At 35.5% G+C, this 12111-nt stretch carries 11 protein-coding genes; all 11 read left to right on the top strand.

Annotated features, from left to right (window positions below):
• Nucleotides 1-35: 35 nt before the first annotated feature.
• The 11 genes from ACX1N5_RS03065 (at nucleotide 36) to glf (ending at nucleotide 12101) form a co-directional block, all read left to right on the top strand.
• Entirely contained in the window at nucleotides 36-899 is an 864-nt protein-coding gene (locus tag ACX1N5_RS03065) for a TPM domain-containing protein (RefSeq protein ID WP_458799859.1), read from the top strand.
• Nucleotides 893-1453 (top strand): TPM domain-containing protein, encoded by a 561-nt coding sequence (locus tag ACX1N5_RS03060; protein ID WP_458799610.1) that lies wholly within the window; start codon nucleotides 893-895, stop codon nucleotides 1451-1453. Before ACX1N5_RS03065 ends, ACX1N5_RS03060 begins: the two co-directional genes overlap by 7 nt.
• Before the next feature lie 255 nt (nucleotides 1454-1708).
• Nucleotides 1709-2107, top strand: a complete 399-nt coding sequence (locus tag ACX1N5_RS03055) for a pilin (RefSeq protein ID WP_458799612.1) — start codon at nucleotides 1709-1711, stop codon at nucleotides 2105-2107.
• 139 nt (nucleotides 2108-2246) lie between these two features.
• A complete protein-coding gene (locus ACX1N5_RS03050) occupies nucleotides 2247-4184 on the top strand; it encodes a hypothetical protein (RefSeq protein WP_458799614.1) in 1938 nt (645 codons plus the stop codon).
• Complete coding sequence (locus ACX1N5_RS03045) at nucleotides 4181-5032, top strand: glycosyltransferase family 2 protein (RefSeq protein WP_458799616.1); 852 nt, start codon at nucleotides 4181-4183, stop codon at nucleotides 5030-5032. Before ACX1N5_RS03050 ends, ACX1N5_RS03045 begins: the two co-directional genes overlap by 4 nt.
• A gap of 5 nt (nucleotides 5033-5037) precedes the next feature.
• Nucleotides 5038-6750 carry an ABC transporter ATP-binding protein gene (locus ACX1N5_RS03040; RefSeq protein ID WP_458799618.1) on the top strand — a complete coding sequence of 571 codons (1713 nt, stop codon included), beginning with the start codon at nucleotides 5038-5040 and terminating at the stop codon, nucleotides 6748-6750.
• A gap of 423 nt (nucleotides 6751-7173) precedes the next feature.
• A complete protein-coding gene (locus ACX1N5_RS03035) occupies nucleotides 7174-8016 on the top strand; it encodes a glycosyltransferase family 2 protein (protein ID WP_458799620.1) in 843 nt (280 codons plus the stop codon).
• Between the two features lies 1 nt (nucleotide 8017).
• The gene (locus ACX1N5_RS03030) at nucleotides 8018-9082 is read left to right on the top strand and encodes a glycosyltransferase family 2 protein (RefSeq protein ID WP_458799622.1); all 1065 of its coding nucleotides are present in this window, start codon (nucleotides 8018-8020) and stop codon (nucleotides 9080-9082) included.
• 11 nt (nucleotides 9083-9093) lie between these two features.
• Entirely contained in the window at nucleotides 9094-10083 is a 990-nt protein-coding gene (locus tag ACX1N5_RS03025; protein ID WP_458799624.1) for a glycosyltransferase family 2 protein, read from the top strand.
• Nucleotides 10084-10091: 8 nt separating this feature from the next.
• Complete coding sequence (locus tag ACX1N5_RS03020) at nucleotides 10092-10997, top strand: glycosyltransferase family 2 protein (RefSeq protein WP_458799626.1); 906 nt, start codon at nucleotides 10092-10094, stop codon at nucleotides 10995-10997.
• A 12-nt stretch (nucleotides 10998-11009) separates the two neighbouring features.
• Nucleotides 11010-12101, top strand: a complete 1092-nt coding sequence (glf, locus tag ACX1N5_RS03015) for a UDP-galactopyranose mutase (protein WP_458799627.1) — start codon at nucleotides 11010-11012, stop codon at nucleotides 12099-12101.
• Nucleotides 12102-12111: the final 10 nt, after the last annotated feature.

Raw genomic sequence — 12111 nt, 5'->3', positions numbered from 1 at the left:
CGATGTTGCAGATCAGCCGAATATTGTGTTTATGGATGCTTATATGTTGGAGTGGCCAGCTTCTTTGGGCTGATGATTCTGCTATATCCGAAGCAAGTACGATTGCCTTACCTGTACTGGATCAGGCTCACGTATTGACCGCTACAGAGCGGCAAGCCTTAACCCAAAAGATTTTGACGGTATATCAGCAGCAGAAAGCGCAGATTGGCATTTTGATTGTTCCAACAACGGGTCAGCAGGATATTTTTGATTACGCCATGCGTGTTGCTGAACAGTGGAAATTGGGGCGAAGTCAGCAAGACAACGGTTTGTTGATGGTGGTCGCGATCAACGATCATCGTATACAAATTTTGACAGGTTATGGCTTGGAAGGCGTTTTACCTGATGTTGTACTTAGTCGAATTATCCGTGAGCAAATGACGCCACTATTTAAACAGCAACAATATGCAAAAGGTATTCAGGCAGGTTTAGATGCCATTATTCAAATCCTGAATCAAGACCCAGAACTTGCGAAGCAAGCTGCTAACCAGTTAAAGCAACAGCATGCAGAAGCACTGCTTAAACAGCAATCCTATGCAAAAATGCTGTCTTATGTTGTGGTGATTCTTATCGTAGGTGTGGTTGCATCATTGATTGTTGGTGATGGGATTAGTGCAGTGCTAGCAGCGGTTGCAACTATTATTGCAGGTTGGGTTGCGAGCGTGGGGATTTTGATGAGCTTAGCGGCTGGAATAATTGTATTTTTTCTACTCATTACTTCTTTGGCACAGCTTATTTTCCAGTTGGGATTGTCTATGGCAACTGGTGGTACAGGCTCACAAGACGGTGGACGCTACCGAGGTGGTGGCGGTGGTTTTGGCGGTGGTTTTGGCGGTGGAGGAGCATCAGGTTCATGGTAATACAACTCAAGCGAACAGCCCATATTGTAACCTCGGCGAGATCTTTGCCTGCCTCGAGAAGCCTCAGACGTTGGTTGAAACATCTTTTCTATGTCTCAATGCGTTCTGACTATTTTTCTATGCAGGATCGTGAGCAAATTACCCATGCTGTACAGCAGGCAGAGCTAGGGCATAGTGGAGAGATTCAGGTGGTGATTGAGGCTAAGTTACCTAGTCATTTGGCTTATCGGTACACGACTTATGGTCGAGCATGTCAGCTATTTGCTGAGCTGGGTGTTTGGGATACTGCGTTGAATAGTGGTGTACTCTTATACTTGAATTTATGTGAGCGGCGGATTGAATTGCTTTTTGATCGTGGTTTACAGCAAGCTGCTTCTCAAGAAATGTGGGATCAAATTTGTAATCAAATGATTGAGCTGATTAAACATGAACAGTATTTGAAAGCCCTACAAATTGGAGTGGAGCAGATCGGGAAAATTTTACAATATTTTTATGCTCAGCAACCGACTGTTACAAGCTTGAATGAGTTAGCAGATGAGCCTATTTTGCTATAATTTCTTATTTTTTGATTTGATTTTAATCAAAAAATAAGAAATTAAGGTATTAATTGACAAAAAATGTCACTTTTTGCCTTATGTGTGTTACGAAAGTGTTAGGTTTTAAAGATTAAAAACAGAACAAAAAATTAAATCTTTTAAAATCAAAGCTATTAAAAAGCTGGCACAGTCTGTGCTATGATTAGTGCACAAACAAATTGTATAAGTAAATTATACAAACAAAATAACTTCCATGATTTTCGGAGAATGTTGATGAACGCTCAAAAGGGTTTTACTTTAATTGAATTGATGATCGTTGTTGCGATCATTGGTATTTTGGCTGCGATTGCGATTCCTGCATATCAAGACTATATCGCTCGCTCACAAGCTTCTGAAGGTTTTGTGCTGATTGATGGTTTAAAAGCTGATGTGAGTGATAATCTACAAAATGGTACTTGTGGTAGCACAGTACAGGGTGGTAAGTACTCAACTGTAACAGTGACTAGTACTTTACGTTCTGATAAAGGATGTGACGTTTCTATTAAATATCATGCAGGTATTTCTAGCAAAATTGCAGATCAAACAGTTGCTGCGGTGATTGCGTCTAATGGACAAGTTTCAGTTCCTGCACCAGGAACTCTAGCAAAATATTTACCTAAAGCAGTTCAATAATAATTTATTTTTGTATAAAAGCGACCTATAGGTCGCTTTTTTGCATAGTAGTAACTATTTTTATTATTATAAAAGCTAAGATGTATTATCAACTCCCAGTATAAAACTATACTGTATAAATCACTTCAAAGGGAATGAAATGCTAAGAAATCGTTTATTACCAGTGATTATTCTATTTTTTATATTGCTGTTGACGGTTTTTGTTTATTTCCCTGGATTAAAAGGAGGATTTTTGTTTGATGATTTTCCTAATTTAGGTGAAATGAGTAAATATGGTGATTTGCACCAATGGGAAAGTGCAAAAACATTTGTACTGAATGGGGTTGCAGGACCGACGCATCGCCCTATTGCATTATTGACATTTGTCCCTCAAGCAGGCGCTTGGTTTGCGGGTAATGCTTTGCCGTTTAAAGTGATCAATCTAATCATCCATTTACTCTGTGGTGTACTGTTATATTGGGTCACCTGCTTATTGCAGCTGGCTTATGGTGAACCAAAACAACAAAAAATAAAATGGATTGCCTTGTTAACTGCAAGTTTTTGGTTACTGCATCCACTTATGCTGTCCACAACACTGTATGTGATTCAGCGTATGGCACAATTGCCATTGTTATTTACATTACTGGCTTTAATTGGATATTTTAAAGGGCGTGCTTTAATTACAACAAGGCCTTATTTTGCGTATACCCTAATGACTGTTTCGATTGCTCTGGGTACGATATTGGCGACTTTTAGTAAAGAAAATGGTGCATTATTGCCATTGCTGGTTTTGGTAATTGAATTTTGTAACCCAAATAAAAATAATAAGCCAATATGGCAATGGAGAGCTGTGTGTTTGTGGTTACCTTCTATTGTAATAGCCGTTGTACTTTTACGTTATATTGATTTTTCACCCGATCCATGGCCTAGCCGTAATTTTAATCAAATTGAAAGACTACTTACCGAAGGGCGAATAGTTGTTGGTTATTTAGGGCAATTGTTTATTCCACGTATTGAAGGATATGGTTTTTTTCAGGATGGTTTTTTAGTATCCAAAGGTTGGCTATCTCCACCAAGCACACTGTTTTCGATTTTATTTTTATCATTATTATTCATCACTGCTTTATTTATTCGAAAAAAGAATCCTTATATAGCACTGGCAATTCTATTCTTCTTTGCAGCTCATCTCATGGAGTCGACTTTTATAGGTTTAGAACTTTACTTTGAACACCGTAATTATGTTGCAGCGATATTTTTATTTTTGCCGATTGCAATAGGTTTATATGCATTATCTGAACAAATAAAACCAAGTGTGGTTGTGTTTATTAGCGTATTACTTTTAGCATTCTTATCTATGATGACATGGCAGAGAGCGACATTGTGGTCTGACTCAAATAAACTTATGCTGTATTGGGCGCAAAATAGCCCAAACTCACCTCGAGCACAAAGTGTTATTGCCGTCTTTTTAGCAAATAGCGGGAAGTACAAAGAAGCCAATGCAGTTGTTGAGCGTGCTTTAGTCAAACGCCCTGAAAGTGGATTACTTGCATCGCAATTACTCATGCAAAAAATGCAAGAAGGTGCAGTGACTCAACAAGATTTTATTAGGCTCAAACAGCAAGTGATTACACAAAGAGCAGATACACAAGCTGCGATTGCTATTCGAGATTTAACTTTTTATGCTTTAGGGCAACCACAGATTATTGAAAAATTTGGTGATGATTTATTAGGTATATTAAGTACAACATTAAAAAATCCATCATACTTAAATATTAAAGACTTTCGTAGTTATATTATTTTTCTACAAGGTCGAATTTTGACAGTGCAGCATAAACCAGAACTTGCCTATCAATATTTTAGTAAATCATTGACTTTATCTAGAGATGTAGAAGATGGTTTAAACATGGTTATCTTATTAGGAAATGCTGGATATTTACAACATGCTCTAAAGTTACTTCAACAAACGGAAACTGTTTATAAAAACCAACCAGAAAATACGTTAAAAAAATCACATCTTTATTATGATACGACTATAAAGCAGACAAGACATGATATGTTAAATGATTTACATGCTGGATTAGGTAAGGTTGCATCATGAAAATCAGTGTTGTGCTTCCTGCTAAAAATGAGGCTGGTGCAATTGGTCAAACTATTGCACAGATCCAACGACTACAACTCGCATATGAAATTATTGTAGTCAATGATGGCTCTACCGACCAAACAAAACAAGTTGCAGAACAGGCGGGAGCAAAAGTGATTTCGCATCCATATTCCAAAGGAAATGGTGCTGCGATTAAAACAGGTGCCCGTCATGCTCAAGGTGAAATTATTATATTTATGGATGCTGATGGTCAGCATGATCCAAATGATATTCCTCAATTTATAAAAAAATTAGAACAAGGTTATGATTTAGTTGTGGGAGCTCGTCAAAAAGGATCGCAAGCAAGTCTTGGGCGTGGTTTTGCCAATGCTTTTTATAATAAGCTTGCAACTTATATGACAGAACATCAGGTCGAAGATTTAACTTCTGGTTTTCGGGCAGTGAGAGCCGAAAAATTTCGTGAGTTTTTGTATCTGTTACCTAATGGTTTTTCTTATCCAACAACAAGTACTATGGCTTTTTTTAGAGCTGGGTATTCGGTTACTTATATTCCAATTCATGCGGCAAAGCGTATAGGCAAAAGCCATATTCGCTTATTGCGAGATGGTACGCGTTTTGTACTCATTATTTTTAAGATAGCAACATTATACTCACCTCTAAAAATGTTTCTACCTATTGCTATTTTATTATTTATGATAGCAACTGGTTGGTATGGTTATACATTGTATGAGTATAGCCGCTTTACCAATATGAGTGCTTTATTATATACGGGAAGTATTATGGTTTTTCTGATGGGGCTTATTTCAGAACAGATTACTAGCCTTATGTATAAAGATAGTGAATAGTTAAGATGTTGGATATTATTTATCGCTTGTGGAAAACGTTAACTCAATTAGAAAAAAGAAAATTTGTTATCGTTCTTATTTTAACTATTCTAATGGCATTTTTAGAAACACTTGGTGTGATTTCGATTATGCCATTTTTAGCCGTTCTTTCTAGCCCTAATATTATTCAAAATGATCAGAAATTTCATTATTTTTATGAATTTTTAAATGCTACATCTTATACTAATTTTATTATTAAATTAGGCTTGGTTTCAATGGCACTGATTATTCTGTCAGCTATTTTTAAAGTGATTCATTCTTATGGAACAAGTCGCTTTGTAAGTTTACAGCGCCATTATTTATCGACTCGATTACTTTCGATATATTTAAAGCAAGATTATGAATTTTTTATTCAGAAAAATAGTTCCGAACTAACAAAAAATATTCTTTCACAGATTGATCAGCTAGTTGACAATATTATTCAGCCTATCATGATCATAATATCTTATGGTCTGGTTATTTTTGCTATGATTATGTTGATATTTATGCATAACCCATATATGGCAATCACTGCATTTATTTTGTTTTTAATGGTATATGTTTTAATTTACTTGGGTGTAAGAAAATTTTTAGGTCGAATTGGTCAAGAGTTTCATTATGCTAATAGTGAACGCTATAAAGCCTGTAATGAAGTCTTAGGTGGTATCAAAGATGTTAAAATTAATCATGCAGATCAAGGGTATTTAAAGCATTTCCAAGAGCAATCTCGAATTTTTGCAAGACATTTAGCCGCTAATCAAACCGTTGGGAATATTCCTTTATTGTTAGTTGAAGCAATGGGGTATTGTGCAATTATCGGTTTAGCAATAGGTTTAGTATTGAATAATCAAAATATTTCTACAATATTACCATCATTGGGCTTATTTGGTTTTGCTGCATATCGTATGTTGCCTGCAGCACAAAATATTTATCGTGCAATATCAAGTATGCGTTTTTCTTTAGATTCAGCCAATAAAATATTAGATGATTTGTATTTGCCTACTCAATTAGATCCAAAGCAGGATCATCTACAATTAAAATTTAAGCATCAAATTGAACTACGAAATGTAAGTTACGCTTATCCAAGTGATCCACATAAAAACGTATTAGAGAAATTTAGTCTCATTATTCCTTGTAAGAGTAGTATTGGAATTATTGGAAAAAGCGGTTCTGGTAAAAGTACGCTGATGGATATATTGCTTGGACTTTTGGAACCACAGCAGGGAGAGTTATTGGTAGATGGTATTGTTATCAATAAAACCAATGTGCATTCGTGGCAGAACTTGGTCGGCTATATTCCTCAATTTATTTACTTAGCAGATGATACCGTTGCTCAAAATATTGCATTTGGTGTTCCAAAAGATAATATTGATATGAATGCTGTTATAAAAGCAGCAAAAGCAGCACAAATTCATGAGTTTATCGTAAATAATTTAAAAGATAGTTATGATACTTTTGTAGGCGAGCGTGGGGTTATGCTTTCTGGTGGACAGCGTCAACGTATCGGGATTGCTCGGGCTTTATATAGAGACCCACAAGTGTTATTTATGGATGAAGCAACTAGTGCTTTAGACACAGAAACAGAGCAAGCGGTAAATGAGGCAATTCAAGGATTGAGTGGGGAAAAAACGATGGTGATTATTGCTCATCGAGAGAGTGCTGTGGCAAGGTGTAATGGTATGATAATACTGGGGAAATGAGATTGTTCTAAAAATATTATATATTTATCATTATTGAATTTTTCAGAACTTTTACTTAATAAGATTAGCGTCTATAGAGCGGAAATCAAGTTAAATATACTGACTATAGCACAGTACGCCATGATTCTAATTTGGATATAAGTTCTTATGTTAATAGGTACAAGTTCTTCTTCAATCAACAAGACAATTGACATTCTATTGAAGTAGATAAATGGCAGTATTTAAGTTACAACATTTGAATATTTTGTAGGAGTAGAAATGTTTCTACAGTATTTGTATCCTGAGGTAATTAGTTACCCAAAGCAGGCGTATGTGGTAACCCAGTTGGGGATATGGTTGAGGGAACATGATGTTTTTTAATGTTAAAATATGATTTTTATGGATCAGTAATGTTTAGTTAAACACTTTTATGGCGGAATAGTGATGTATCCTACTGTAGCAATAGGAATTATTTTTTATAACAATTCTACCGATGATATTCTAAAATGCTTTAGAGGTATTTTAAACCAGACAGCTATAGCTCAAATACCTGAAGTAATAGTAATTGATCAAGGAACGGGAGAAAATGCAGATTATATACTTCAGTGGAAGGAATCCCAAAATAACCTAAGTTTCAATCTAGTTGTTTTGAAGGGCGAAAATAAAGGCTTCGGAGGAGGTCATAATAACCTTGTAAATCATTCCACCTCTGATTTTTATCTTGCACTAAATCCAGATGGTTTCATGCATCCAACTTGTCTTGAGAACTTATTAACTTTAGCAAAAAGTAAAAATTGGAATGGCTTGTTTGAAGCGATTCAAGAGCCAATTATGCATCCTAAATATTATGATCCTAATACAGGTCTTACAGATTGGTGTTCTGGTGCATGTTTGTTAATGTCTAAGAGTATCTATAAGTATTTAAATGGGTTTGATGAGGATTTCTTCCTATATTGTGAAGATGTTGATATTTCTTGGCGTGCAAGAGCTAATAATATTCAATGTTTTACATGTAGTACGGCACTTTTTTTTCATTTTGCAGAAGATAGGAAGAGTAGACATATAGAGATTTGGAAATCTGCTATGATCTTGGCCTATAAATGGCGGTCTAGGAGTTTTTATAATTTTTCTAGAAAGATTTTAATGGAAATTTCTAGTAATGCCGTACAATTAGTTGAAAAAAATATGATAAATATAACAAAACAGTCACGCAAAAGTGTTGGGAGTGTTAGTCCTAATTTTAATTATGGCTTAAATTTTAGTAAGCCAATGTGGAAGAAAGTTTAATATGAATAAGACGGTCTCTATAATTGTTCGGACTATGCCAGATAGGCATAATTTTTTAGATAAATGTCTATTTATTTTGAGCGGGCAAAATTATTCTGATCTTGAGGTTATTGTTATATGTCAGACAACAATCAATAATCAAGATTTAAGTTCAATAGAGCTTGTTTTATCGAGATGGTCTATTTTTTTTGCTAAAAAAATAAAATTTATTCATCATTATTCTGATTTTGATGCAAGGTCAAAATCATTAAATATCGGGATCGATAATGCTACAGGTAGATATTTATCATTTATGGATGATGATGATAAGGTTTACCCCGATCATTTCAAAATGTGTGTTTCAAATTTAGAAAATAGCACTTTAGTTTGGTGCTTTACTAATTGTGAAAGAGCTCTTTATAATACAGATAATCAATTAAGGCTTAGGTCTAATCTTTTTCATGGAAATTATTATTCATTTCTGGAGCATTTAACCAAAAACTTTATACCTATCCATGCATTTGTTATTGATACTTTCAGGATAAGTGATCTCCATAGCTTTAATGAACGGTTAGCAAAGCATGAGGATTATGACTTTTTACTGCAATTGGCATATAAATATAAGCCATCTTATATTCCATTAGAAACAGTTCAATATTGTATTCGAGAAGGGAACAGCAATACTATTATTTCAGGTGGAGAGAGTAAAATTGATTACAAGCGAAAACAGCAAGAGTGGTTTGAAGCAAGTAATTATATCAAGGATCTGAAGATTGCTCATTTTGGGTGGTGGGCGCTTGAGGTAGAAACAGTAACTTATTCAAGGGAGGATGTCTTTTACTATCGGAATTTATGTGCTAGCTATTATAACTCTTTATCATGGCGCCTCATGAAGGTAATGAGAGGGATACTATATAGAGTATTGAAAGGTACTCAGTGCCCACCAGATATGATTCCTGATTCTGAGCAGGAGGCTAGATGGATTATGGAGAAAATCCAATCGTCATTTTCTTGGGAACTAACCGCACCACTGCGTCTTGTCACCAGAGTCTTTAGATTCATCACCAAGAAGAATCGTCGGTTATAAGGCCCTCTAATATGCCAAGAATTGTTAGCGTGATTATACCTAGTGCAGGCCGCCGCCCTCAACTTTTAAAACGAGCAATTAAAAGTGCGCTGATTGATGATGAAAGAATCCAAACAGAAATCCTTGTGATTTTGAATGGAAAGTCTGGCGTAGTTTTTGATGAGAGTTCATCCTTCCAACATCCTTTGGTCAAATACTATAAATTAGAGGAAGGGAATGTTTCTAAGGCAAGGAATTATGGACTTTCTATTGCACAAGGAGAATTAATTCGCTTCTTGGATGATGATGATTACTTAATACCTGAAGTAGCCTACAAGCAATATATTGAGTTATATAATTCAGATGCCGATTTAAGTACATATGCTGGAGCGATTGAGGATGATCTTAAACGCTATCAGATAATTAATCCTATTGATATAGATGATTATTGTGCAGCTACTCTAAGTGCATATTGCCCTGCTTTAACATTTGCAACATCTTATAAAATTAAGATTATTAAAAAATTAAGATGGGATGAAAATATTTCTATTACTGAAGACGAAAATTGGATGAGAAGTATTGCTGCTAGTCAAAAAATAAAATGGATCAAAGGCAATGATATCGTTGCTATATGGTATCAGCATAATCTTACAAGATTATCCTTTTCTATTAGTCATCCGGTTTATTATAAAAATAGGTGTATATCTATTTTGGAAACAATAGATATTTTAAAAAAAGACAATAGATTATCTAAAGACTTACAGAATATCTCAGCAACTGGTTTATGGTCAGCTATACATGGTGGTTTTTATTTTAACCCAATTTATTGGACTAAAATTGGGTTATATGCACGAACACTCGATCCAAATTCACGACCAAGTGATCCATTTTTTCAGAAACTACCTAATTGGATTCATCCACTTATTATAGAATGGTTAATGTTGCCTAAACGATGGATGAATCATCAACTTAGGCGGTTGAAATATAAGCTAGGTTGTAGCTCTTATATTCGGAAGATTTGAGATAAATTATGCAAAATTTTATGGTTGTTGTTGTTACATTCAATAGGAAGCAATTATTGTTGCAATGTCTACAAGCATTATCAGCACAAACACAGCAGCCATCAAAAATCTTGATTGTTGACAATGCTTCAACAGATGGAACAATTGAAACATTAAAACAAAATGGTTGGTTAGAGCAGCCAAAAGTTCAGTTAATTGCTTTGAGCGAAAATACGGGTGGGGCAGGTGGTTTTTCTGCTGGTATGCAGTATGCATTTGAGCAAGGTGCAGACTATGTATGGATGATGGATGATGATGCTGTTCCTCATCCTACCGCTTTAGAAGAAATTATGCGGCACGCAACACCTGAACATATTTATGGTTCGCTGGCTGTAAATGGAGAGGATACTGCATGGGCAACCACATTATTAGCTGAAAATAAGACCGTCCATCTAAAAAAACAGGTTTCTGAGCTAGCCGAAGTGCAATCTTTGCCGTTTCTAGGTTTCTTAACCAGTAAAGAAATTTATCAAAACATTGGTTTGCCAGATGCTTCATATTTTATTGCAGCGGATGATGTTGAATATTGTATACGTGCACAACATGTGGGTCACAAAATTTTTATTTGCGGGCAAAGCCAAATTGAACATCCAAAATCAGATCGTTATGAATTTAATTTTTTAGGGAAGAAAATTACATGTCTGAATTTGGTAGCGTGGAAGCGTTATTACGATACACGGAATCGACTCTTAATCGCCAAAAAATATTATGGATTTAAATATTATACACAAACGATTCCAGCATCATTTATTCGATTGTTTGCAGCTTTGCTTAATGAAAAAAACTCTCTAAAACAAGTAAAGGCTTTTTTTGCTGGTTTTTATGATGCTGTATTTTGTAATACAGGAAAACGTCATGATAAATGGGATTTATAAAGGTAAGGTTGTATGAAATTTTTAATCGTTGGGGCAGGCTTTGCAGGTGCAGTATCAGCACGTGAATTGGCAGAAGCAGGGCATCGAGTTTTAGTCGTTGATCGTCGAGATCATATTGGTGGTAATGCTTATGATGTCAAAGATTCTCATGACATTCTGATTCATCAATATGGTCCACATATTTTCCATACCAATAGTGAACGTATTTTTAATTATTTATCACAATTTACCCAGTGGCGCCCTTATGAACATCGGGTGCGTGGGATAGTCAATGGAAAAGAGTATCCATTTCCAATTAACCGAGATACCTTAAATCAGCTTTATGATTTAGATTTAACTGAACAACAAGCTGCTGAGTATTTTGAAAAAGTTCGCGAACCGCATGACCCTGTTCAGACCAGTGAAGATGTAGTACTCAACTCAGTTGGGCGTGATTTATATGAAAAATTCTTCCTCAACTACACCAAAAAACAGTGGGGGCTAGATCCATCTCAGTTAAAGGCAGGCGTAGCCGCACGTATACCAACACGAACCAATACCGATGACCGTTATTTTACTGACACATATCAGGCGATGCCGTTACAGGGTTATACGGTCATGTTTGAAAACATGCTGAATCATCCAAATATTACGGTCAAATTGAGTACGGAGTATAAAGGTCTTATTGCGCAAGGTATTGAGTACGATCACTTAATTTATACGGGTCCAATAGATGCATTTTATGATTATCGATTTGGACATTTGCCTTATCGATCACTACGTTTTGAACATGAAAACTTAAATATTGAACAGTATCAAAGTGTTGGTACAGTTAATTACCCAAATGATCATGACTTTACTCGAATTACTGAATTTAAGCATTTAACAGGTCAGCAGGCTCCATCCACGTCAATTGTGAGAGAGTATCCAACAGCGGAAGGTGATCCGTACTATCCAATTCCTCGCACTGAAAATGAACAGTTGTTTAAGCAATACCAAGCATTGGCAAATGCAGAGGAAAATGTAACGTTCGTTGGGCGTCTGGCTGAGTATCGCTATTACAATATGGATCAAGTAGTTGGTGCAGCGTTGAACGCTGTGAGTAAAATTTTGGAGCAAAAATAATTGAAAATCA

Source organism: Acinetobacter sp. ANC 4636 (assembly GCF_054454555.1).
This window is presented reverse-complemented; position numbering and strand designations above follow the sequence as displayed.